Annotated in this window: 17 protein-coding genes; 12 read left to right on the forward strand and 5 right to left on the reverse strand. The window is 37.2% G+C overall.

Annotation, left to right across the window (positions count from 1 at the left end; genetic code table 11):
* Positions 1 to 18: 18 nt before the first annotated feature.
* The 10 genes from JM83_RS12920 (at position 19) to JM83_RS12965 (ending at position 14,081) form a co-directional block, all read left to right on the forward strand.
* Positions 19 to 2,148, forward strand: a complete 2,130-nt coding sequence (locus JM83_RS12920; protein WP_144962568.1) for a Tex family protein — start codon at positions 19 to 21, stop codon at positions 2,146 to 2,148.
* A 457-nt stretch (positions 2,149 to 2,605) separates the two neighbouring features.
* A complete protein-coding gene (locus JM83_RS12925; protein ID WP_144962570.1) occupies positions 2,606 to 4,246 on the forward strand; it encodes a TldD/PmbA family protein in 1,641 nt (546 codons plus the stop codon).
* A gap of 32 nt (positions 4,247 to 4,278) precedes the next feature.
* Positions 4,279 to 5,592, forward strand: a complete 1,314-nt coding sequence (locus JM83_RS12930) for a TldD/PmbA family protein (RefSeq protein ID WP_144962572.1) — start codon at positions 4,279 to 4,281, stop codon at positions 5,590 to 5,592.
* Between the two features lie 378 nt (positions 5,593 to 5,970).
* Positions 5,971 to 6,591 (forward strand): DUF4159 domain-containing protein, encoded by a 621-nt coding sequence (locus tag JM83_RS12935; protein ID WP_144962574.1) that lies wholly within the window; start codon positions 5,971 to 5,973, stop codon positions 6,589 to 6,591.
* A 10-nt stretch (positions 6,592 to 6,601) separates the two neighbouring features.
* The gene (locus JM83_RS12940; protein ID WP_144962576.1) at positions 6,602 to 7,615 is read left to right on the forward strand and encodes an AAA family ATPase; all 1,014 of its coding nucleotides are present in this window, start codon (positions 6,602 to 6,604) and stop codon (positions 7,613 to 7,615) included.
* Entirely contained in the window at positions 7,616 to 8,512 is an 897-nt protein-coding gene (locus JM83_RS12945; protein ID WP_144962578.1) for a DUF58 domain-containing protein, read from the forward strand.
* A 1-nt stretch (position 8,513) separates the two neighbouring features.
* Positions 8,514 to 9,812 (forward strand): BatA domain-containing protein, encoded by a 1,299-nt coding sequence (locus JM83_RS12950; RefSeq protein WP_144962580.1) that lies wholly within the window; start codon positions 8,514 to 8,516, stop codon positions 9,810 to 9,812.
* Complete coding sequence (locus tag JM83_RS12955) at positions 9,809 to 12,007, forward strand: tryptophan-rich sensory protein (protein ID WP_144962582.1); 2,199 nt, start codon at positions 9,809 to 9,811, stop codon at positions 12,005 to 12,007. Before JM83_RS12950 ends, JM83_RS12955 begins: the two co-directional genes overlap by 4 nt.
* Complete coding sequence (locus tag JM83_RS12960) at positions 11,997 to 13,745, forward strand: hypothetical protein (protein WP_144962583.1); 1,749 nt, start codon at positions 11,997 to 11,999, stop codon at positions 13,743 to 13,745. Before JM83_RS12955 ends, JM83_RS12960 begins: the two co-directional genes overlap by 11 nt.
* A 114-nt stretch (positions 13,746 to 13,859) precedes the next feature.
* A complete protein-coding gene (locus JM83_RS12965) occupies positions 13,860 to 14,081 on the forward strand; it encodes a CDGSH iron-sulfur domain-containing protein (RefSeq protein WP_144962585.1) in 222 nt (73 codons plus the stop codon).
* Positions 14,082 to 15,468: 1,387 nt separating this feature from the next.
* Here the strand turns inward: JM83_RS12965 and JM83_RS12970 are convergent.
* Both JM83_RS12970 and JM83_RS12975 read right to left on the reverse strand, forming a co-directional pair.
* Complete coding sequence (locus JM83_RS12970) at positions 15,469 to 16,059, reverse strand: HD domain-containing protein (RefSeq protein WP_144962587.1); 591 nt, start codon at positions 16,057 to 16,059, stop codon at positions 15,469 to 15,471.
* Positions 16,059 to 16,271, reverse strand: coding sequence for a hypothetical protein (locus JM83_RS12975; protein WP_144962589.1), 213 nt, complete (start codon positions 16,269 to 16,271; stop codon positions 16,059 to 16,061). The genes JM83_RS12970 and JM83_RS12975 overlap by 1 nt, the downstream gene beginning before the upstream one ends.
* 489 nt (positions 16,272 to 16,760) lie before the next feature.
* Here JM83_RS12975 and JM83_RS12980 point away from each other — a divergent pair, with 489 nt between their 5' ends.
* Positions 16,761 to 18,608 carry an adenylate/guanylate cyclase domain-containing protein gene (locus tag JM83_RS12980; protein ID WP_144962591.1) on the forward strand — a complete coding sequence of 616 codons (1,848 nt, stop codon included), beginning with the start codon at positions 16,761 to 16,763 and terminating at the stop codon, positions 18,606 to 18,608.
* Positions 18,609 to 18,657: 49 nt separating this feature from the next.
* A complete protein-coding gene (locus JM83_RS12985) occupies positions 18,658 to 19,272 on the forward strand; it encodes a hypothetical protein (protein WP_144962593.1) in 615 nt (204 codons plus the stop codon).
* 228 nt (positions 19,273 to 19,500) lie between these two features.
* Here the strand turns inward: JM83_RS12985 and JM83_RS12990 are convergent, their stop codons facing one another.
* The 3 genes from JM83_RS12990 to JM83_RS13000 form a co-directional block, all read right to left on the reverse strand.
* Positions 19,501 to 22,701 (reverse strand): Eco57I restriction-modification methylase domain-containing protein, encoded by a 3,201-nt coding sequence (locus JM83_RS12990; protein ID WP_144962596.1) that lies wholly within the window; start codon positions 22,699 to 22,701, stop codon positions 19,501 to 19,503.
* Positions 22,702 to 22,931: 230 nt separating this feature from the next.
* Complete coding sequence (locus JM83_RS12995) at positions 22,932 to 23,141, reverse strand: hypothetical protein (protein WP_010228566.1); 210 nt, start codon at positions 23,139 to 23,141, stop codon at positions 22,932 to 22,934.
* A 717-nt stretch (positions 23,142 to 23,858) separates the two neighbouring features.
* Entirely contained in the window at positions 23,859 to 25,124 is a 1,266-nt protein-coding gene (locus JM83_RS13000) for a M14 family metallopeptidase (protein ID WP_144962598.1), read from the reverse strand.
* Positions 25,125 to 25,126: the final 2 nt, after the last annotated feature.

Consider the following 25,126-nt stretch of genomic DNA (forward strand, 5'->3'; position numbering starts at 1 on the left):
TTCCTTAAAATTCATGACTTGGAGTTAATATCATATATAAAAGCTAAAATCGCTGTTCCCGAAAAATCAATTCTAAATACAGTTTCCTTATTAAAAGAAGATGCTACCATTCCTTTTATTGCGCGTTATAGAAAAGAGGTAACTGGAAATTTGGATGAAGTTCAAATTGAAAAAATCGCAGCGCTTTTAAAATCTTATTCTGAATTAGAACACCGTAAAAAATCGATCATTAAAGCTATTGAAGATCAATATGTAATGACAGATTCCTTGCTGTCCAAGATTCAGCATTCCACTTCGATGGTGGAATTAGAAGATCTTTACCTTCCTTTTAAAAAGAAACGAAGAACAAAAGCGGAAGTTGCTAGAGAAGCAGGCTTGGAACCGCTGGCGAAGATAGTAATGTCCCAAAAAGGAGGCGATTTAGAGCAAGTGGCGAAGAGGTTTTTGTCACAAGAGATAAAATCTACGGCTGATGCTTTGGACGGCGCTCAACATATAATTGCAGAGTGGGTAAGTGAAAATCCTTATGTTCGCCAAAAGCTTAGAAGATTGTTTCAGAATAGTGCAGATATAGCTTCAAGTGTGGTTAAATCTGAAAAAGAAAACCCAATCGCTCAAAAATATAAGCAATATTTTGGCTGGAACGAACCTCTAAAAAGAATTCCTTCCCATAGATTATTAGCAATTCTTAGAGCCGAAAGTGAGGGGATAGTTAAAGTTAAGATTGAGGTAGAAAAAAAGGAAGCTTTAAGGTTAATAGATAAGGTGCTTCAGGTTAAAAATTCTTCAGCTTCAAAATATATTAAAGAGGCATTTGAAGATTCTTACAAACGACTTTTAAAACCCTCCTTTTCCAATGAAGTTTTATCTGAAGCAAAAAATAAAGCAGATGAAGAAGCTATACAGGTTTTTGCTGAAAATTTAGAACAACTTTTATTGGCGCCACCCCTTGGTAATAAAAGGATTTTAGCCTTGGATCCCGGGTACAAGTCTGGTTGCAAGTTGGTGTGTTTAGATGCAAACGGAATGCTGCTTCATAATGAAACTATTTATCCGCATTCTCCCCAAAAAGAAATGATCCTTGCCATTAAGAAAATAAGATCTCTGGTGAACGCCTATAATATTGAAGCGATCTCCATTGGAAATGGTACCGCTTCAAGGGAAACAGAAGAATTCATTAAGAAAGTGCCATTTAATAAAGAGATCTCTGTATATGTGGTTAATGAGGCAGGGGCTTCAATTTATTCAGCATCTAAAATTGCAAGGGATGAATTTACAAATTATGATATCACCGTTCGAGGCGCAGTTTCAATAGGGAGAAGATTGATTGATCCCTTGGCAGAATTAGTGAAAATCGATGCGAAATCTATTGGAGTAGGGCAGTACCAGCATGATGTAGATCAAACCAAATTAAAGAGCAAATTGGATTTAGTGGTCATGAATTGTGTGAACCGAATCGGTATCAACGTAAACTCTGCCAGTAAAGAATTGTTATCCTATGTTTCCGGAATTGGACCGGTACTAGCTGAAAACATCATTTCTTATAGATCAAATAAAGGAAGTATTAAGAGTAGGGAAGAATTGTTAAAAGTTCCTAGATTAGGAGCCAAAGCATACGAGCAATCTGCTGGGTTTTTAAGGATCAAAAATTCTAAAAATCCATTGGATGATTCTGCTGTTCACCCGGAGAGATATGAGTTGGTCAATAAAATGGCAAAGGATCGGGGAACTGCGATAAGCGAAATAATAGGTAATAAGGAAGTGCTTCAAAAAATATCATTGGATAATTATGTTCAAGAAGACCTCGGGCTTCCAACATTAAAAGATATTATTAAGGAGCTGGAAAAGCCAGGCTTAGATCCCAGAAGTAAGATCAAGGTTTTTCAGTTTGATGAGCATGTAAATAGTATCAACGACCTAAAAACAGGAATGAAATTACCAGGTATCGTTAATAATATCACCAATTTTGGATGTTTCGTGGATATCGGGATTAAAGAAAGTGGTCTTGTCCATATATCTAAACTGGCAAATGAATATATAAATGATGTAAATTCTGTGGTGAAATTAGGGCAACATTTAATGGTCACTGTTTTGGAAGTAGATCTGGATTTAAAACGTATTCAGCTTTCACTTATCAAATTATTTTGATCTTACGCGATGACATCCAAATAATCGCTATTTCAAGTTCTATCAACCTACATTAATTCCATGTCTTGGGTAGATACCTCCATTATTTTAATTTTTATTGTATATCCGTAATATGCCTAAAAGGCATAATGGAACTAAAAATGTCATATCGAGCGCAGTCGAGACGTCTTTGTTTAACCCTTCGACTCCGCCCAGGGAGACAAAAGCTATTTTTAGGTGTGTAAACGGATAAGCATAATTTTTATAAGCTTCTGGTGATCAAATCGTAATTATTCTTAAATTTTTATTAAATTAGGGATCTTAAAAAGATATTCTTTTCTAAAATAGTTCCAATACCATATTTTCATGGAGATCTAAATCTTAAATTTTGTGTGTTTTTTATCATTTTTTAAATAGGTGGAACAATATTAATTTTAGCTAAAAGGGAATAAATTATCAATCTGAAAACCACGTTTATATGAAACGAAGAAGTTTTGTTCAACTAGCGGGTTTAGGTGCAGGTGCAATCATGATGCCTTCACTTTTGCTCGGAAACTCTATACCGGTAGAGGCCTTGTTAGATCCCGGAATGGATTTGATCACCAAGAAACTAATGGCCGATACGGCTTTAAATACTGCGAGGGGCTTGGGAGCAACTTATGCAGATGCCAGAATAGGCAGGTACCTTAATCAATATGTATTTACGAGGGAAGATAAGGTACAGAATGTGGTAAATACCGAATCTTTTGGGATTGGTATTCGTGTAATCGCTAATGGAACTTGGGGTTTTGCCTCAACTAATAGTGTGACTGAAGATGGAATTAAAAAAGCAACGGAACAAGCGGTGGCAATTGCAAAAGCGAATTCTAAAATTCAAAAGGATCCTGTAAAACTGGCTCCGGTAGAATCCTATGGAGAGGTTTCTTGGAAAACCCCGATCAAAAAAGATTTTAAGGAAGTACCCGTTTCAGAAAAAGTAGAACTTTTGCTTGGAGCCAATGCTGCGGCAATGGATAACGGAGCAAACTATGTGAATTCTGCCCTTTTTATGGTGAATGAGCAAAAATATTTCGCTTCCACAGAAGGTTCTTATATAGATCAGGATATCCACCGTATTTGGCCAACCTTTGGGGTAACGGCTATAGATCCTGCTGCAGGGAAATTTAAATCCAGGCAAGCAATGAGTGCGCCCATGGGGATGGGATATGAATATATGGACGGACTTGCTTCAGAAAAACTGGAAGGTCCCGAAGGTTTAAAATTATATAGAAACAGCTACGATATAGTAGAAGATGCCACTCTTGCTGCTAAACAAGCAAAAGCAATGCTTACAGCAAAATCTGTAGATGCCGGGAAATATGATCTTGTATTGGAACCTAACCACCTAGGCTTAACTATTCATGAGTCTGTTGGTCATCCATTAGAATTGGATAGGGTACTTGGGTACGAAGCAAATTATGCAGGAACCAGTTTTGCAACCTTGGATAAATGGAAATCTGGCGACTTTAAATATGGTAGCGACCTTGTAAACTTAGTAGCCGATAAAACAATGCCGGGATCACTTGGCAATGTGGGCTACGATGATGAAGGGGTGAAAACAAAACAATGGGATTTGGTAAGAAACGGAGTGCTTAAAAATTATCAAGCAATTCGTGATCAGGTTCATATGATAGATCAAAATGAATCTCATGGATGTTGTTATGCGCAGTCTTGGAACGATGTACAATTTCAGCGTATGCCGAATGTATCCTTGGAAGCCGGAAAAGAAAAATATTCTATTAACGATATGATCAAGGATGTGGAAAAAGGAATTTATATCGCCGGTAGGGGATCATACTCAATAGATCAGCAGCGATATAACTTCCAGTTTGGTGGCACAGTGTTCTACGAGATCAAAAATGGAGAGATTGTAGGGATGCTGGATGATGTAGCGTATCAATCCAATACTCAGGAATTCTGGAATTCTTGTACAAAGATTTGTGATGAGAGTGATTATCGCATTTTTGGATCTTTTTTCGATGGGAAAGGCCAACCTTCACAGGTGAGCGCGGTATCCCATGGTAGTTCTACTTCCAGGTTTAACGATGTTAACGTAATAAATACTGGTAGAAGCATTTAATCTATTGTTTTACTCTAAAGAATAACAACATTATGGCAATATATACAAAAGAAGAGGCTCGGAAGATCATGGAAAAAGCGTTAAGCTTTTCCAAGGCCGATGCTTGCGAAATAAATATGGGAGGCAGCGAAAGCGGAAACATCCGGTATGCTAGAAATACAGTTTCTACCTCTGGGCATAGATCCAATCAAACCTTGGTAATTCAGTCCAGCTTCGGAAAAAAATCTGGAACTGCAACTATTGATGAGTTTGATGATGCGTCTCTGGAGAAAGTAGTGAGAAGAGCTGAGGAATTAGCCCAGCTATCACCAGAGAACCCTGAATTCATGGCACCGCTGGGGGCACAAACCTATGATGAACCTGTGAGTTATGTAGAAGCAACCGCAAAGATCACTCCAGAATTTAGGGCCGAAGTGGCCAATAAAAGTATTGCTCCAGCAGCAGCAAAAGATGTGACTGCAGCAGGATTCTTAAACGATTCGGCTGGGTTTAATGCGATCCTGAATTCAAATGGCTTGTTTGCGTATAATAAGGCGACCAGTATGGATTTCACGGTAACCATGAGAACCAATGACGGTACCGGATCTGGATGGGTAACCAGGGATTACAATGATATTAGAAAGTTCGATGCCGCCGAGGCTTCTAAAGTGGCCATAGATAAGGCAATTATGTCTATGGAAGCAAAAGCAATAGAACCTGGTAAGTATACTGTAATTCTAGAGCCTGCAGCGGCTGGTGATCTTTTAGGAAATATGGGCAGGGCATTGGACGCTCGAACTGCAGATGAAGGTAGAAGTTTTATGTCTAAAGAAGGTGGTACCAAATTAGGAGATAAGATTGTGGATGAGCGGGTAAATATCTATTCAGATCCTTTACATCCCGATGTTCCTACTGCTACATGGAATGGAGATGGTCAAGCCCTAAAGAAAACTAAATGGATTGAGAACGGAGTGGTTAAAAACCTAGCGTATAGCCGTTATTGGGCAGAGCAAAAAGGGGTAGATGCGGTACCTTATCCTTCCAATATTATTATGGAAGGTGGAACTGCTAGTTTGGAAGACCTTATTCGGGATACCAAAAAGGGAATTTTAGTTACAAGGCTTTGGTATATTAGAAGTGTAGATCCACAAACTTTGCTATTTACAGGACTTACCAGAGACGGTACTTTTTATATTGAAAATGGAAAGATCAAGTATCCGGTAAAGAACTTCAGATTCAATGAAAGCCCTATTATTATGCTGAATAATTTAGAGACTCTTGGAAAACAAGTAAGAGTAGATGGAAACTTAATCCCTTATATGAAGGTGAGAGATTTCACATTCACTAGTTTATCTGATGCGGTATAATTGAAAATAAGAATATTTTAAACTGGTTGTTTTGAACTTTTCAAAACAACCAGTTTTTCTTTTATAAGATTCAAATCAACAAAGTTAGTTCGAACTAAAAAAATTTGGAAAACTATTGGTTTTTTTTTAATCCAAAATGCTGTCATTCCGAACGAAGAATGAGGAGGAATCTCATTCTGTAGACATTTCTCGTCGCTCTTACTTCTTCCGATAGCTATCGGAACTGTCGCAAGGACAAACAATATTAAATCAATGATATTATTAGAAAAAGCAACCAATTTTATGTTCAACTAAGGAATTATGAATTTTTAAGAGTATTAAAGTTAAGAGCTAGTTACTTTTATTGTTATATTACTTTTATAATCATCACATAATATCTTGAACAATAAATTTTTCTTCACAAGATTACAATACGAATCCGGAGACTGGGATGTAGACCAGCGTATGCCTTCTAATCTGCTAAATTCTTTGGTAGAATACACCACTTTGGAGGTAGATATTAAGGAAAATATTGTTCCGCTTAGCAGTGACGAGATTTTTAAATGTCCTTTTTGTTATATCTCTGGTCATAAATTGGTGCAATTCACCAAAAAAGAGCGAGAGAATTTCGAAAAATACATCAGGAATGGAGGCTTCGTATTTGCAGACGATTGCAACCATGATATTGATGGCCTTTTTGCAAAATCCTTCGAACGCCAAATGGAAGATATCTTTGGACCAAAAGAACTAAAAAAGATTCCGAACAATCACGAATTGTATAATATTTTTTTTGAATTTGAAGATGGCCCACCAACCACCTCGCAAGAGTTAAATGGATGGGGAGACGATCTGGTTCATGAATATTTGAAGGCCATAGAGATAAATGGAAGAATTGGAGTGCTTTATAGCAATAAGGATTATGGCTGCGAATGGGATTACGATTTTAGAAACAAACGTTGGTATAAAATAGATAACACTCGTTTTGGAGTGAACATAGTGATGTACGCACTTACATCCTAAAATAGTATTTATGGAAAAAGATTTGGTAGAAATAGCGCAAGAAGTGAAAGATCTCGCTGGAAAACTGAAGGATTTAAAGTCAGAAATAGGAAAGGTAATTATTGGACAGGAAGAAACTGTCGAACAATTGCTTATTACCTTTTTGGCAGGTGGTCATGCCCTTTTAGAAGGGGTTCCCGGATTGGCTAAAACCTTGATGATCCGTACGCTTGCACAGGCAGTAGCTCTTGATTTTAGAAGGATTCAATTTACTCCAGATTTGATGCCTTCAGATATTATAGGTACAGAGATCCTGGAAGAAGATCACAGCACAGGGAAGAAATTTTTCAAATTCAATAAAGGTCCTATTTTCGCCAATATCATCCTTGCAGATGAAATCAACAGAACCCCTCCCAAAACTCAGGCAGCTCTTTTAGAAGCCATGCAGGAGTTTGAAGTTACTTACTCAGGAAAGACCTACGAGCTGGATAGGCCATTTTTTATCCTGGCTACCCAAAACCCTATAGAACAATCGGGAACTTTCCCATTGCCGGAAGCACAACAAGATCGGTTTCTGTTTTATATAAAAATCGGATATCCAAACGAGGCAGAAGAGACTTCAATCCTAAAAAACACCACGGGGACTAAAAAGGAAAAACTTAATAAAGTGATCACCGGGGAAGAGATCCAAAGATTGCAATATTTGGTACGGGAAGTGCCAATAAGCGATGATCTCATTAATTTTGTAAGCCAAGTAACCAGGGCAACCCGACCGGAAACCACGGAGAATAGCTATGTAAAAGAATGGGTGAATTGGGGCGCAGGACCTAGAGCGGGTCAGGCTATGATCCTAACCGCTAAAGCGCGTGCACTTATAAACGGAAGATTGTCGGTTACTTTAGAAGATCTTAAACACGTGGCTTTGCCGGTTCTAAGGCATCGAATTATTGTAAATTTTAGGGCAGAGGCGGAAGGAATTACGGCCGATGAGGTTACCCGAGAATTGCTAAAAACCGCTAGCACACATTTAAAGTCCAAGAAATAAGTGAAACAGGATTATCACCAGTTACTAAAACCTGAGATCATCAATTCTATTTCGGGATTGGCGCTGATAGCACGGGTAATAGTAGATGGATATCTCTCCGGTTTAAATCATAGTAGGCGCGTAGGTCCCGGAATGGAATTTAGTCAATATAGAAGTTATGAGCCGGGCGACGACTTGCGGTTGCTGGACTGGAAGATGCTCGCGAGATCTGGGCGTTATTATATCAAGCAATCTGAGATAGAGACCAATATTTCGGTAAAATTCATTTTGGATGCCAGCAAATCGATGCTGCATACAGAAAACGGGCTTTCTAAAATGGACCATGTACGGGTACTGGTTGCTTCCTTGGCCTTTCTCTCCCAAAACCAAGGGGATGCAGTTGGTTTGTTTACCTTGAACAATAAAACCCTCCAAAGCCTCTATCCTAAAATTCAGAAACAACATTTTAATAGGATCCTTTTAGAACTCATCAACATCAAAAATGAAGGGCATTGGCCAGAGGATCAAATGGCGCTGAACAAATTGCATGATAGAAGCCATAAAGAACTGATTTTTTTTATAACAGATCTTTATGAAAATAACAAGGAACTCACCAATTTTATAAAACAGTTAAAAACTTCGAGAAATGAGGTGGTCGTGATGCATATCATGGGAAAGCGTGAATTGAATTTCGACTACCAAGGCACGATAACTTTTGAAGATCTGGAAACCGGGGCACGATTGAAGGTGGATGCCAAAGAAGCAAAAAAACACTATTTGCTATCCCTGGAGGCCATGATGAAAACTACCAAAGACAGTTTGTTGGCAAATGGAATAGGTTATCATCTCTTCAATTTGGAGGATCCCATAGGAGAAGCTTTGCAATCCTTTCTAAAAATTAGAAATAGGCTTATCTAACATGATTTTTCTAAATCCTACATATCTCTGGGCATTGTTGGGACTGGTTGTTCCGGTGGTGATTCATCTATGGAGCAATAAGGAAGGAAGAACAATCAAGCTTGGAACTGTCCAGTTTTTAGAAACTTCAGATGTTAAGCAAACCAACTCCATAAAGCTAAATGAGTTCTTGTTATTGCTATTAAGGATGCTAATAATAGCTTTTTTGGTCTTTATTTTGGCAGAACCACAGATTAAAAGAGTGCAAGCAAATGCTGAAATCACCTATTTAATTGAACCCTCTTTGTTGAAAAATAGAAGCTATAGTACAATGATTGATAGCTTACCGCAAAACTCTTCGATTCGCCTATTACAACCTGGTTTCCCCGATATAAATACGTATAGCGAAGTAGAAATAAAGAATCCAATTCCCAACTACTGGCAACTCGCAAAGGAAATGGAGGATTTGCCAACCGATAGTATTGTGGTCTTTACAAATGGGTACTTACAAGGTGTTAAGGGGAAACGACCCAAATTAAATAAGGATATAGCCTGGATCGTTCTAGATGCAGAAGCTCAAGTAAATGAGGCCTTGGAAGTTGTACAAAAGAGCGATGAGGTTGAAGTGCTGGAATTGCGCAGTGATCAACAAAAATTAAGTTTTAAGAAAGAAAAGTTTCCTTTAAACAGCGAGTCACTTCAGTTTAATAAAAGCAAAGATAGCTTAGGTTTTCTTTCGAATGAAAAACAAGAATGGTTTCCTCTAAAAACGCAGGATTCCATAGCTATTTTAATTCATTATGAAGAGGAACTGGAAACAACAAAGGTTTTATTGAAATCTTCATTTAATGCCATTTCCAACTATTTAGAAAGGCCTATTGAGGTTGTTGATGTTCAAGATACCACAGGAATAAAATGGGATTCCTATAATTTTCTTGTTTGGCTAAAGGAAAATCCCAGTTTCAAAACGTCTCAACGCGCCTTGATTTACGTTCCCGACAGTCTCTCAACTTCCTTAATTGAACCTAGTGCCAAAAAACACATTTTTCATCTTACTAAAACTTTAACTACAGAAAATGTTCTTGCTGAAAATTTACCAGAACAATTGCTGAAACTATTGGATGTAAATAGAGAACTGGACAGTAAGATTGCATCTTTAGATAGACGAACAATGGATGTTAATGAACTTTCTACTGGGACCACCGAAACAATTTCAGAAAAGTCTGCACAAAGGTTACTGAGCTTTTCAAAATGGCTTTGGCTCTCGCTATTTTTCTTGATGATTACAGAACGGATTTTTTCCAGATACAGAAAACAATGATAAACACTGGAAAAAAAATATTGATCAAATTCAAAAAGCGATGGCAATTACTGCTTTGGGCGGAGATTTTTCTATATGCTTCTGGGGCTTCAGTATTACTTTACTTTTTAATTGAAAACTACCTAGGTAGCATTCTGATCTTTTTTCTTGTTTTTTCAATCCTATCATTTCTGAAGAAACCTTGGCAACTTAGCTTAGAAAAAGTAAGCGGATATATAGATCATCAACTGGAATCTGCCGAATATAGCTCGGGATTGCTTTTACTTTCTCCTGAAGGATTATCTGGCTTGGCGAAGCTTCAGCAACAAAAAGTAGCAAGAGAATTAGAAGAAAAGATAAAAACAGTAAAAACTCCCAATCAATTGATACAGGCAAGTAGTATTGCTTTTGGATTGATTGCGCTGGGATTCGTTGTATCCTATTTTAATTTTCTTCCCATTGATAACAACACTTTAAAACCTTCAGAAGAAACGGAAATCGTATTTAAAAAGATGGATTCTACTTCTGAACAAACTCAAGTCCCAAGGATCAAAAAACAGTTGGTACGCATCAATTATCCTGCTTATACTGGAATCCCTTCAGTAACCACTTCAAAAATGGATATTAAAGTTTTGGAAGGCTCTGTGCTTACCTGGGAACTATCATTTGATGCCGCTATCAAAAAACCGGTTATAGAATTAATGGGGGAGCTTTATCCGATGAACTCAAAGGAAACTGCATATACGTATTCCTTAAAACTGAATGCTGCTGGATTTTATAATTTTAGGTTTGAAGATACTTTAGGCGCATCGTATGTTTCTAAATTATATGCCATTGAAATGATTAAGGATGAAGAACCAGTGGTGGAAATCCAAGGGATAGATCAATTCACGACTTTTGAATTTCGGGACAGTAAAAAACTCGCATTCAATACCCTGATCACGGACGATTTAGGGGTTGGGGAGGCATTTATTATTGCCACGGTAAGTAAGGGAAGCGGGGAGTCGGTAAAGTTCAGGGAACAAAAAATGGAATTTGACGGAGGCTTTAAAAGAGGGAGCCGAAAACTGTATCTCTCAAAAAGCATAGACCTCGATGAACTAAAAATGGAAGCCGGGGATGAACTGTATTTTTATGTAGAGGCAAGCGATCTAAAACAGCCGGAACCCAATAGGAGCAGGAGCGAAACCTATTTTGCGGTGATCAAAGATACCACAACCCATGATTTTGCGGTGGAAGGCACTTTGGGAGCCGACTTGATGCCGGATTATTTTAGAAGTCAGCGGCAACTTATAATAGATACCGAAAAATTGATCAAACAACGCAGATCCTTATCTAAAAAGGAATTCAACTTTAAGAGCAACGAACTGGGATTCGATCAAAAAGCACTTAGATTGAAATATGGCCAGTTCATGGGAGATGAAACCGAAGGTGATGCAATGATTGAGCATGAAGAAACCACCGAACATAACGAAGAAGAGGATCCTTTGGCAGCATATACCCATGACCATGATGGCGATAACGAGCATAATCTTGTTGAAGAGAAGGAAGAAGAGTCCAAAACGCCTTTAGAGGAGTATTTGCATAATCACGATGATCTAGAGGAAGCTACACTTTTCAGTAATTCCTTAAAAAGTATGTTACGGCTGGCGATGACAGAGATGTGGGACGCAGAACTTCATTTGAGAATGTACAAACCGGAAAATTCCTTGCCTTTTCAGAATAGGGCTTTGAAACTGATCCAGGAAATTAAGAACAGTGCCCGGATTTACGTTCATAGGATAGGTTTTGATCCACCGCCCATCAAGGAAGAAAAACGACTTACAGGAAAATTGGAAGAGGTTTCAAGTTTTAGAAAAAGTGAGGAAATTGGAAAATCGAAAAGTTTTCCCTTTATAAAAAAAAGTATCCAAAGATTGGAAGAATTGATCTCCAATAAAAGTAAGATTACTACCGAAGATCGTCAACTCTTTAAACAAGCCGGAACCGAATTGGCGGTTAAAGCCATTGCAGAGCCGGGGAACTATCTAAAAACGCTTCAACAATTAAAATGGTTGGCTGAGGATTTCAAGGAAAGAAGATCAATTTTAGGAGAGGTTCAAAAAGGCCTTTTATCGGCATTGCCTAAGCCAACCCCCGATCCTGCAAAGAAAAAGGGGTTCGAAAGTGAGATCAATAATTTATTTTTAAAAGAACTGGAGCTGAATGATAGATAAATTCACTTTTTTAAATAACTCTTGGAGCTGGCCCATACTTTTGGGAGCAGTTGTCCTATTGGTAGTATTTGTTTGGAAAGAAAGCCCTCAAAAGTTCACTTTTCGATTCTATATTAAAATTTTCGTGGCTCTTTTAGCTGTTTTTTCGTTGGCCATGATTGCATTACAGCCAGCAGTTATAAACACTGGGCATTCTGGTGGCCTTATCATATTAACGGAAGGTTTCAGGAAAACTTCTTTGGACAGCCTTAAAAAAGAAAACAAAAACATCAAGGTTTTAAAGGATGCTCCGGATATTCCAATCATTAAAGAATTGGTTGGTATAGATTCGGTCTACATTTTGGGACATGGAATAAAGCCATATGATCTTTGGCAACTAGAGGGGAAAGCCACTAAGTATGTGGAAGGCATCCCACTAACCGGAATTACAAAATTCAACTATCATCAAGCACATTCTGTAGGCGATAAGTTGGTTATAAAAGGCCTTTATAAATCTCCTGATCAAAACATCCAACTTGTCCTAGAAGGTCCAGGCGGACAGAACTTGGATTCACTTCACTTGAAAAACAATCCTGAACAAGCTTTTACTTTGGAAACAGAACTCAAGGCTGCTGGGAAATTTATTTATACCCTAGTTGAAAAAGATTCTGTGGGCACGATAAAATCATCAAACCCAATCCCAATAAAAGTAAATGAAAAAGAGGCTTTAAAGGTGTTGATGATCAATGGGTTTCCGACATTTGAAACCAAGTATTTAAAAAATTTTTTGGCGGAAATGGATCATGAAGTAATCGTTAGAAGCCAGGTTACCAAGGGAAGGTTTAAATATGAACATTTTAATACAGGAACATCAAGTATAGGAAATATTTCAGAAAAACTCCTCGAAAGCTATGACCTTTTAATAATGGATTTTAATTCTTTTAGAGCCCTTTCACCTTCAGAAAAAAAATCCTTGGAAAGATCCATCAGGGAAAACGGCTTGGGAGTTTTTATTCAACCTGATGCTGCTTTATTTAGATCCAATTCGGGATTGGTATCGTTTGATGTTACCCAAGAAAATAGTGAGACAGCCACAGTTCAGGAAAATGTGAACCTTACAAAGTATCCATTTTCTTTTCAGAAAAGTTTATCGCTTCAACCCATTGAAAACTCAGGAGGAAAAATCCTTTCCGCTTATAAGAGAATAGGGCAGGGCAAACTTGGTAGCAGTGTTTTGGAAAATACCTACGAATTGCTTTTAGATGGACATAGCCTTGTATATCAGCGGTTATGGACAAAGCACATCAATACGCTTAGCAAAAGGACAATCCCCTTAGCTGAGTGGTCTTCAGATTCAAAAACGGGAATTCCCGATGAACCTTTTCAGTTTTCTATCCGCACATTGGAACCGGAGCCAAGGGTTCTTAATAATGAAGGTGCAGTGATCCCTTTGGCCCAAGATATTGATATTCCAAGTTTATGGACGGGTACTACATATCCCAAAATCACGGGATGGCAGCAACTAAAAATGCAACAGGATACAGCACAGGTTTTCGATTATTATGTGGCCCCTGTGCAGGAGTGGAAGATCTTGAGGGCGAATGAGGCTATTCAAGCAAATAAGCGATATGCTGGCAAAAGTGACTCCCCCGAATCTAAAATTCTAGACCCCAATCCTATAAACCCAATTTACTTTTACCTGCTTTTCTTATTTAGTATGGGTTATTTATGGTTAGTACCAAAAATGGGAAGTCAGTAATAATTTATGATTTTGAGTGGCAAGACTAACAAAGTTTGTGCTATTTTCGTTTCCTTAAATTTTTCTTGGACTGTTTTCAAGAAGTTTCTGAATTTAACACCCTAAAATATTATTATGGCCAAAACAACACTAAAAGTAAACAATAACGGATCCCTTAAAGTATCTGGAGATTTTGAGATCGTGGATAAAGAAGGAAATGTATACGATCTGGCAGGAAGGGATGTGATTTCCCTTTGTAGGTGCGGATTATCCCAGAACAAGCCTTTTTGCGATGGTTCGCACAGAAACCATTTCGAGCATGACGCAGTAGCTTTTGCCTTGCCTCCAAAAAAATAAATGGGTGAGCTTTAAAAGTTGCTTGTTCCTTGTAATTTCAAGCACAGCGGGATATCTCGAACCCGATTTATATTCCTATAACAATCGGAATTGGTTCAGGATATGGCACGAAGAGTATTTGGGCATTAGTGCAATAAAACCCTGAAATAAATTACCATTGACGTATTTTTATTTATTTGTGAATCCAAGACCCTGAAACCAGTTCAGGGTAACGATGCGGAATTGTCGTCATGCTGAACTTGTTTGAGCATCCCATCAGCTTATATGAAAAATACGTTAATTCCCTACACTAGATATTTTTTTTATCATGGGTCTACCATTAACGTATTTTATAAGTTTATGATTTATAGTTAATTATAGTATCTAATTCCTTGGCCATTTTTTAATACGCTTTTTGTTCTCATTACGGTAATTTCAAGAATTTGTAAAACACTTCCTTTGGTCTATAAAGCTTTGATTAATTTTAATGATTGTTCATTTTTTTGTTTGTCCAAAAAAACGGAACCAAAAAAAGGACACTTTTTTGTAGGTGTTTCCAATTATGCTACCGCATAATTAGAACCGTACTCCCCCAGCTAAATTTTCTCCAAGGCTTCGAAGATTTTACGCTGGGGAAGCACTACACTGCAAAAAAGAAGTTCTTAAAAACGATAAATATGCTAAGAACCATCATACGTCAACTTCCTACGCTAGATAAATTTTTCTATCACGGGTCTCAGGGTGACGATGGGGAATTGCCGTCATGCTGAACTTGTTTCAGCATCCCATCAGCTTATATGAAAAATACGTTAATTCCCTACACTAGATATTTTTTTTATCATGGGTCTACCATTAACGTATTTTATAAGTTTATGATTTATAGTTAATTATAGTATCTAATTCCTTGGCCATTTTTTAATACGCTTTTTGTTCTCATTACGGTAATTCCAAGAATTTGTAAAACACTTCCTTTGGTCTATAAAGCTTTGATTAATTTTAATGATTGTTCATTTTTTTGTTTGTCCAAAAAAACGGAACCAAAAAAAGAACACTTTTTTGTAGGTGTTTCCAATTATGCTCCCGCATAATTAGAACCGTACTCCCCCAGCTAAATTTTCTCCAAGGCTTCGAAAATTTTACGCTGGGGAAGCACTACACTGCAAAAAAGAAGTTTTTTAAAAACGATAAATATGCTAAGAACCATCATACGTCAACTTCCTACGCTAGATAAATTTTTCTATCACGGGTCTCAGGGTGACAATGTGGAATTGCCGTCATGCTGAACTTGTTTCAGCATCCCATCAGCTTATATAAAAACACGTCAATTTCCTACGCTAGTTAAATTTATTTATCACGGGTCTCAGGGTGACGATGGGGAATTGCCGTCATGCTGAACTCGAAAGTGAGCTTACTTTTTTTTCTTCAATTTATCTTTTATCAACTTCAAATTCTTTAGCTTTTTTGGCTCACGGTTTTGCTTGCAGTAGGTGGTATGGTAATCATGCTTGGACATGAAATTATACTGGATTTCATTCCATTTATCCTCGCTTAGGTCTGGCTGATAGTATAAAAGTTCTTGATATAATTTTTCGCTCCACTCCAAAAAATCATCGGTACCAATATATTCCAAATCGGCATCTGCGAGTATGGCTGCCAAGTGGGAGGTGGGTTTTTGGGGTATCTCGGTAGCTTTCATCATTTCGCAGATCTGTTCTATTTCTTTCGGTTTCAGCCCGAATTCCTTCAACTCTTTGGTGGCTATCTTACAACTTAATTCTTCATGTTTTTCCCTATCTATAATAAATCCGATATCATGATAGAGCGCAGCAACTTTCAATAGGAACAGGTCATTTCCCCCCACATTTTCCTTTCCGGCGATGTAGATCACCTTGTCTACCACGTATTTAGTATGTTCTGGGCAGTGATAATGCAACCAAGAAGGTAAATTCTGCTCCAAATTGGAAATCACTTTTGTATAAATAGGTAGGAATTTGTCCATTAAACGAATCTTTTGTTGTGCATTCCAATTTTTTCATGACCATGATATAGCATGGGAACAGTAAAATCACCATGTATGGCGCCAAGAAGGATCTTAAAAAACTCCATTTTTCCCAAAGCGTTTTCCACATTAGCCATCGAAAAAATAAAGAGCAATACAAATTTTTTGTTGTATCCTATTCTATAATAATCCTTTAAAATGAACAAATCCATACCTCTAACTTAGGTAATTTAGAGCAATAATCAAGCAAGAATTGTTTTTAAACTCTTTATTGGATAGCTTTTAACAAAGTTAAAAGCGAAAAATGCCGAAAAATCACTTAAAGTTTATAATAACGTTCCTTAACCAATAGATATATGTTTGTTTAACAGGATTTTAGAGTCGTTTACCGAAAAACCCTTTTTTCATGTTCATATCTTTACTACCTTGAGAATCAGTAAGCTCGCTTTAAGTGAAAAATTATTTTTAAAGCGAAAACCAATAATTGAGTTGTGAGTCCTGCAAGGGGAGCAAATTCATTTATCGAGAAATATTAGTACTACATTTTGTAGCCCGCCCCATACTATTTTATACCTTTTGTTTTGCTCGTTCCTAACGCGTTTTCTTTTAGGATAGGCATCCTAAATGGTATAGAAAACAATGAACACATTAATGTATAACAGCTTCTAAAATTTTAGGATGTTATTTAGTTTATAGCCTTTATGGGAAGATTAAGATGCACGTTGGTTTTTATAGCCTTTTTATTTTGTTCTTGGCAAAGCTTCGCCCAAAACCCAAGGATTGCCGACAGTTTAAAAAGCATTTATTTCTCCAAAAACGGGGAAAAAGCGAATTTGGAAGTACTATGGGAAATTGCAAATAACGAAGCAGACCCAGACAGTGCCATTAAATACTCCAAACTGCTCATAACAAAGAGCAAGGCTGCTGGAAACGATGAGAAGCTCTATAATGGATATCGCCAACTTGGCAATGGGTTTCGTCTAAAAGGTGATTTTAAGCAAGCCTTAAAAGCTTATTTTAAGAGCTTGGATTATGCCCATAGCCTCAAGGATAGAATGGGAATTTCTTACGCCAATATTGAAATTGGCAACGTATATTCCTTAAGCGGAAATACTGCCAATGCAGATCTCTATTATAATAAAGGAATAGAAGAGTTGCGAAATGGGGAAGATTCTACCTCGTTGGGAACTGCGCTCTTTAATGCCGGAGACGAATACCTGCGGATAGGAAATCTAGAGAAAGCGAAGGAGTTTACCAACGAAGCCGAGCGTATTTTTGAGAAAGTAGATTTTCCAATGGGGCGTGCCTATAGTTTGGGAAATCTAGGGAGAATCAATGCGAAATTGGGAAACGACGAATTAGCAGAAGAAAATTTAAATTCAGCAATTGTATTGCTTCAAGATTTGAATGCCCATAATGCGATTGCAGAATTCCTTCTTTCCCTTGCCGATGTTTATTCTGAAAATGGCGATGCAGAAATTGCCTTTCAGTACGCAAACAGAAGTTTAGAGCTTTCCAAGAAATACGGGTTCAAGAACTATATAACCGATGCCTACCTAAAGCTTTCAGAATTGTATGAACAAATAGGATATACTGCAAAATCCTTTCAATATTATAAAGATTATATCACCTATCGCGATAGTGTTAGGAATTTAGAATCTGTAAGTGAAATGGCCAATTTGCGCACCAATTTTGAAATCTCGCAAAAGCAAACGGAAGTAGATCTTCTAAATCAACAGAAAAAAAACCAACAAAATATAGTAATAGGGGTGCTCGTGGCGCTATTCTTATTAATGCTCTTGGCTTTTGGATTGTATAGGCGCAACAATTTTATAAGACGTACCAACTTGATCATAGAACGGGAAAAGAACCGGTCTGAACACTTGTTGCGAAATATACTTCCGGAGGGAACCGCCTTGGAGCTCATGGAAACAGGGAAGGTACAGGCCAAAAAATTTGAAGCGGCAAGTATTTTATTCACAGATTTCGAAGATTTCACACAATATTCTGAAAGCCTATCTCCAGAAGCGCTGGTGGAGAGCGTAGATTTCTATTTTTCGCAGTTCGATAAAATCATAGAAAAGCATGGTTTGGAAAAAATAAAAACCATTGGAGATTCCTATATGTGCGCAGCGGGAGTGCCGTTTCCCATGAAAGATCACGCCATCTCCATAATGTATGCCGCGCTGGAAATTTTGGAGTTTGTAGAAGAAACAAAAAAGGACAATCCAGCCATGGGTGCTCATTTTGAAATAAGGATAGGGATTAACAGTGGGCCTTTGATCGCCGGGGTGGTGGGAAGCAAAAAATTCGCTTATGATATCTGGGGGGATTCGGTAAATACGGCTTCCCGTATGGAATCTTGCTCGGAGAGGGGGAAAATCAACATTTCTGAAGACACTTTTCAATTGGTGAAAGGCAGTTTTTCTTGTAAAGAAAGAGGGAAGATAGAAGTGAAGAACAAGGGGATGGTGCCCATGTATTTTGTAGAGAACATCAAAGATCTTAAAGTTAAAAACCCGAATGGGGCTCCCACTAAATGGAGCTAATAATTTTAATAGCTGTTTATAAAAATAAAACCAATCAAAATCACATATTATGAAAACAAACACATTACTAAAAAGAACGATTAAAATTGTAGGATTTTTAACCATCCTCCTCGTATTGCTCTCTTTTAAAAATGAGAAACGGGCCTCCGAAATTTATTTAGAGCACGTTAATGAGCTCGCAATGAGGATGGAGGCCCCGGTGAACTTAGCGGTCCCTCATAAAAATAGCGTTATGGACGTGGAGCGAAGGGACACCCATATCCTGTTAACTATTGATACAGAAAATATTGATGAGGGCAATTTAAACGCAACAATTGTATTTTCAGATGATCGTAGTGATCCTTCCGAGAATCCGGGAAATCCAGAAAAATTCACGTCGGTGGTAGATAAGAACATGAAAATTTATTGGAGCGGGATTCCCAAAGATGAAAACAGTACGGATGTTATATATATCCTTGAGGTTATAAGAAAACAACAGGGGGGCGCAGAAATATTAAAAAAAACCTTTAAAGATCCCAACAAGGATGGTGTTGTGGTTGGAAAAGTTAAAAACAAAAAAGTGGAAGGTTTTGAATATTATAGTGTGAAGTTTAGTATTAACGGAACCACAGTAAGAACCTTTGAAGTAGATCCAAAATTAAAAATGGGGATTGAGGCGGAGTAAGCAATTTTTATGCACGGGATTTCTCAGTGGCAGCAAAATGCTCCGTCGAAATGGCAATTATTTTAACTGCAAACTGCTAATTGCTAATTGTTCCCTGTTAACTGTTCTCTACAATTGCGATTTCTTCCTCTGTTAAGCCATACAGCGCATACACCATTTGGTCGATTTACTCTCTTCATTTCTATTTGATAAAGTGGAGCTCGTGAATCTCCCTTGATTTTAACTTCCCTAGGCATTTTCAACAATTTTAATTTCTTCTTCAGTTAAACCATATAATTCGTAAACTAATCGGTCGATTTCGTTATCGGTGGCGGTTATTTGTTGTTGGAGGGCAACTGCTTTTTTCTTGTTTTCCTCAAACAGTTCCATCCACTCGAACTCGTCTTTTTTGGTGAGCTCGGGAACCGCGGCGAGTCCTTCTTTTTCACGGACTTTATTACTTGCCTTAATCGATTTATTTAACTCTTTTATAAATTCTCCAAATTCCAGTTCATGCCAGTTTTGGAGTTTGCGAGAAAGTTTAGTAATCCTAAATTTAGATGATAAAAAAGTCAGAAATTTTTGTCTTAAGAGATGTAAGCTTAATCTTGCGTTCGTAACATTATCTATCAAACTACTAAAAAAATCCTCATTTAAAAAAAACAAATCAGGTATTGGAAATTGTTCCAATGTTCCAACATTCAATTTTGGATAAGCCTTGCGATTCAAATTAATATTATTACTTCTAAAAAAATGAGAGCAAAGTTTTGATGATATTAAAGCTAATAATGATTTGATATTAACATCGGGGTTCTTCGGTAAAATGTTAAACACATCCGAATTATTTATAATATCATCGATTTCAATATATGCAGCATCAATCGTTGCATCAGATAGAATACGATTCATAAGAATTCTCGGTCCTTGAAAAATTGAAATGTCTCTTTTAGCTGCAAGATTATTACCATATTCAATAAAACCGCTATCATCTCTTATAAGAAATCTCTGAATATTAGTAGCCTTTAAAAGTTTTTTATAGCTATCATTAACTTTTATTTCAGAATGATAAACCTTTTCATTCATCATTTCTCTTGTCTGTTTAGGAACACCTTTTCCTTTTTCATAGGGCTGCATACCTTTTTTAAAAACTACTAATTCTTTCAACTTAATTTTAAAAGGGAAGTCAATTGTATTTTGAAATGATAATAATGTGGAGTCATTCAGATTTAGAAACTGTTGATCTTTGTTTATTATAAAAGCTTGATTGTCTATTGCTATCCATCTATCATGGTGAGTTTTTAAATTATCAGCAATCGAAAGTATATTAGTAATTTTTGGAAATTTCTCTTCATTTTGTTTTTCTCCAATTATTATGACCGTATCAACAATGACATTTTCAAAAACTTCAAAAGTATTTAGTATTTGGATACAGTGATTTTCTAAAAATAAAAGTTTTCTAAATTTCTCATCATATTTTGTAGACATCCAATAATTTGGAATTATTATTCCATAAAGTCCTCTTTGCTTTAAAATATTTATAAATTTTTCAGTGAAAACTGTATATAGGTTGATTTGATATTCACTTGTTTTGTATCTTTTATATATGTAATCTTTTGTAGATTGAGTCATCGAATGGCTCTGTACATAAGGCGGATTCCCAATCACCACATCAAAACCACCATTTTTAAAGATCTCCGGGAATTCTTCTTCCCATTTAAAGGCTTTATCGCCGGCTACTTTTTTGTCGTCTATCAATGAGTTGCCGCATTTAATCGTACTGCTTAGATCGTTGAGTTTTCTACGGGGTTGTGCGGTGCGTAGCCAAAGGCTTAGCTTGGCGATCTCCACACTTTCTTCGTTAATATCCACGCCATAGATGTTGTTCTCTAAAATGGTGTTTTCTATATCGCTAAACACCAGGCCGCCACCCAAAAGTTTGGCTTTTAGCTCGTCTATATATCGATGTTCCTTAATTAGAAAATCCAAGGCTTGGTTTAGGAACGCGCCAGAACCACAAGCGGGGTCGCAAATGCTAAGCTGCAACAACCAATCGCGATAGGCATCCAGGATGCTCACCAGATTTTCTATAGTGGTTTTATTACGGTTTTTTCGGCCTTTAAAATATTCTTCCTCGCGAAAACCAAGCTCCGTTTTCTTTTCTTCGCACAGTTTCCCAACGGTATTTTCTACAATGTATTTGGTGATATATTTTGGCGTGTAAAAAACACCATCTTTCTTTCGTTTGCTCTTTTGCTTATCAAAGTCGGCTCCTTCAATTTCGGCATTTACACTTTCAATCTCATTTAGGGAATTCTCGAAAATATGCCCCAGGATATTTACATCTACCTGGCTTTCAAAATCGTATTTGGCTAATTGTACGCTGTGCTTTGCCAAAAGCTTATCGTCTATCTCCAGCTGGTCCAAAATAGCATCCGGTTTAAACAGGCCGCCATTATACGCATAGATCTCTGCGCGTTGCCCGGTTCCTTTTCTTCCTTTGTCCAAATAATTAAAATAGAGCTTAAACCTATCGTAAAGGGGCATTACGGCATCCATGTTCTCAAGCAAGTGCCAATCGTCCACGATTTTCATGGTGGAATTTGGAGGCAGCAAGCCGCGATCTTCAGCAAAAAAGATAAAAAGGAACCGATCTATCAACTTTTGTGATTTCTTGAACAAGGTGAGTTTTATATTTTTCTCCAGTCGGTTTAAGTCGGCTTCTTCTTCTGTAGAAAGGGAACCCCGCGAGGATGGAGCTGCTGCATCCAGTTCCACTTGCCTATTATTCTTGATGCGCGCTGTATTTTGGCGCACCAAATCCCTAAACAACTCCCTTTTAAACAGCGAGTAGTCTTTGTAAAAGCTCTTGGTGATCGCTTTTTCTACAACAATGGAAGCCTCCTTGATTTTTAAAGGAATATTGGCAACCAGGTTTTCTTTGTATAAGCAGAGATATAAGAGTGAAAACCCTTCTAAAGTGAGCTCAAAAAGGTTGAATTCCAAGAACTCGGTAGCATCGTTAATATAAAACCGAAGCTTTTCAAAATTCGATGTAATCACATACACACAGCCTTTTTGATTGGCCTTATAATCGAAAGCCTGTTTCCTTATGCTTTCAAGATCTTTGGTATTGGTGCCTTTTAACTCTATAACGGCCAGGGCAGTTCCATTGTGGAGGATAGCGCCATCTGCCTTGCGCGCATTTTTTTCGTTTTTATGCTCGGTGGTAAGATTGTAATTTGGATGGGGGTTCAAGGTGTAGCCCAGTATGTTTACAAACAGCTCGTTAAGGAACGTGGCCTGAAACTGTTCTTCTTTAGAGCTCCTAATATTTTCCTGGATTACAGGATTTAAAAAGTAAGAAGCATATTTTTTATAAGCCTTGGAAATCCCCTTTTCTTCTTGGGATTTAAGGTATTTCTTAAGCACCGAAACTTGATATAACGCCATTTGGTTAGCTGAATTGATTTGGTCCTGGAATTCCAATTTTTAACATGAAACCGCGACTTATAGGGGAGAAGCTGGTTTACAAGAAACACCAGCTAGTAAAGCTAAAAAAAATGTTGAATATCGCTGGGCAAAGCCTAAAATAAATTCCAAAAAAGAACGGGTGCTTTTAAACCCATCCTTTTTTGGAGGATGTAATTTCAGTGGATACTTCTAAAATGGATTAGGCACAGCTAGCTTACGCCAGGGATTTCAATCATTTTCCCTTTCTTGGATTCCCCAAGAACGGTAACTTCTTTGTTTTTCCGGTATTCCTCTATGGCAAGGATCAATTGTTCCTTGGTATCTCTACGGATTTTAATAGCTGTTCTTTGATTTTTATTTCGGACTTCAATATAAAATCCGTCTCTTAAATCTTTTGGTTTTGTGGAAGGTCTTCCCATATTTATTATTTCTAAAGTTACAATTTACGTAACCTAATTTGTTATTTATAAAGTTACAATTTACGTAACCTAAAGGATTAATGGCTCAAAATATAATAAAAAAACGAGGAAATAAAACTTATTTAAAAATGATTTCAATACACTATGCAACTTTCTTTGCTTTACAAAGGTGTCAAAGGTTTGAGGGGCAAATAGGAGACAAAAAATATAATATCGTGTTCACTAAAACTTGTAGCGTAAAAAGACAGAGTTTAAATTACACACCCTATATTTTCTTTAGTGTTTTAAGTACTGAATAGATTTCATTTGCAGTATATTCTCCTCTACAATAGCGATATCTTCTTTAAAAAGTATTTTCACTTGGAGCCCATAACATTCTTGGAATGATAACTTCTTTATCCCTCTTAATGGATAACTTGCTAACATCCATATTCTTCTTTTGTTAATTTTGGCTTTTCTTGATCTGGAAAACTGTTCTTGCCATATTCATGTGATTCTTTTCACCAACGGTGCATTATCGAATAAAATATATTTAGTTCTTCACATACTTGTTTTGCATTGCTTCAGGCATAATTTAATTCTTCTCTTCTTCTTAGATGACGGGCTGTAATTTCGGCTTCTTTTTTCATGATTCAAAGTTAATAAATCTCGTATTTTAATGTCCAGGCTAATATAGTAAGTCCATTTTTACATAATACACTTTTTGGGTAATGTCAGTTATAATCTGGAAAGCATCAGTTTCATCAATTCAATGGCACTTGTTTGCCCTTTCTTTTTTAAAAAGTCTCTATCAGTATTGTCTCCAATTTCAAAAACCAAAGCCTCCATACCATGGGCAACATAAAAATAATTTCGTGATATAATGGCAGGTTCCATATTGTCGCTTGGTCGAATATTCGGATTATAACCGGGTATTTCTTTTTTTACATTCTCCAACCATCCTGGTACCAATCCCGGCATATTCCCTTTGAAATTATCCGCTATGGTATAATATATATCGTCCCAGGTGGAATGGAAATCAATGCCAAAATAAAATTTTCCATTTGTTTTCCTTTCCGTTTCTTTTATAAATTCACTTACCGCCAATGTTTCCGGCTGATTGAAAAAAGTCCAATCCCTATTTAAATCTATACCACCCGCATTGTGCCTCCAATATCCATTGTCAACACCATCGGGATTCATCAAGGGGACAACATAAATCGTGAATTTTTTTCTGAATTTTTTAGCGAGTTTCAAATCCGAGCTTAGGGTTTCCACAAACGCTTTCATTGACAAATATCCTGTTACCTCCGGCGGATGTTGCCTGGAAATAATAATTAGCATTCTTGCGGTCTTTTCTTTACCAATGGTTAAAGCCATCAATGGTCTTCCTTCCTTGCTTAAACCTATTTGCTGATTTGAAACAAATGGTTTTTCAGATAGGGCTTCCACCCATTTCTTGACATGCTTTGAGGTTTGGAGCTCTTGGGCACTTACCCATAAAGTATCGGGATTAACGCTTAACTTCATCTGCACTTTTAATGGAAGCGACCCAGGACCAAAATTTTTATCCCCTTTTTCAAATTCAACATAATCTGTAGAATCTATCGATATCCAGTGTAATCCGTCGTTACTTAATTTGGGATAATATCTGTGTTTAAAGCCTTCGCTATACGTAAGGGTCAGATAAATTTGCTTTTTGTGTTTGGACCACACCTTAAATGCATACCAAGGGCTAACGTTTATTGGCGTATTTTCAGAAGTTATGAGTGCAGTATAGGTGCCGTCGCTATCTTTTATTATGCCATTCAATCGACCGCCTTCAAAATCATTCGAAAAATAAACAGAACCATCTTCAAAAGGAAAAATGCCTTTCCATTGTTTTTGTACCGGTTTTGAAACCGTTGAGACTTGCTCTATGGGTTCTTGTCCTTTAAAAACGGGCTTCTGGGAATATATATTTAGAGTATAGATGGATACAAAAAGAAAGACTATTTTTTTCATGG

The organism is Gillisia sp. Hel_I_86 (assembly GCF_007827275.1).
In the GTDB taxonomy this organism is placed as follows: domain Bacteria; phylum Bacteroidota; class Bacteroidia; order Flavobacteriales; family Flavobacteriaceae; genus Gillisia.

Coding starts and splice junctions, on each gene's coding strand:
- JM83_RS12925 (WP_144962570.1), top strand. CDS start 2,606: ATGAAACGAAGAAGTTTTGTTCAACTAGCGGGTTTAGGTGCAGGTGCA.
- JM83_RS12930 (WP_144962572.1), top strand. CDS start 4,279: ATGGCAATATATACAAAAGAAGAGGCTCGGAAGATCATGGAAAAAGCG.
- JM83_RS12940 (WP_144962576.1), top strand. CDS start 6,602: ATGGAAAAAGATTTGGTAGAAATAGCGCAAGAAGTGAAAGATCTCGCT.
- JM83_RS12950 (WP_144962580.1), top strand. CDS start 8,514: ATGATTTTTCTAAATCCTACATATCTCTGGGCATTGTTGGGACTGGTT.
- JM83_RS12955 (WP_144962582.1), top strand. CDS start 9,809: ATGATAAACACTGGAAAAAAAATATTGATCAAATTCAAAAAGCGATGG.
- JM83_RS12960 (WP_144962583.1), top strand. CDS start 11,997: ATGATAGATAAATTCACTTTTTTAAATAACTCTTGGAGCTGGCCCATA.
- JM83_RS12965 (WP_144962585.1), top strand. CDS start 13,860: ATGGCCAAAACAACACTAAAAGTAAACAATAACGGATCCCTTAAAGTA.
- JM83_RS12970 (WP_144962587.1), bottom strand. CDS start 16,059: ATGGACAAATTCCTACCTATTTATACAAAAGTGATTTCCAATTTGGAG.
- JM83_RS12975 (WP_144962589.1), bottom strand. CDS start 16,271: ATGGATTTGTTCATTTTAAAGGATTATTATAGAATAGGATACAACAAA.
- JM83_RS12980 (WP_144962591.1), top strand. CDS start 16,761: ATGGGAAGATTAAGATGCACGTTGGTTTTTATAGCCTTTTTATTTTGT.
- JM83_RS12985 (WP_144962593.1), top strand. CDS start 18,658: ATGAAAACAAACACATTACTAAAAAGAACGATTAAAATTGTAGGATTT.
- JM83_RS12990 (WP_144962596.1), bottom strand. CDS start 22,701: ATGGCGTTATATCAAGTTTCGGTGCTTAAGAAATACCTTAAATCCCAA.
- JM83_RS12995 (WP_010228566.1), bottom strand. CDS start 23,141: ATGGGAAGACCTTCCACAAAACCAAAAGATTTAAGAGACGGATTTTAT.
- JM83_RS13000 (WP_144962598.1), bottom strand. CDS start 25,124: ATGAAAAAAATAGTCTTTCTTTTTGTATCCATCTATACTCTAAATATA.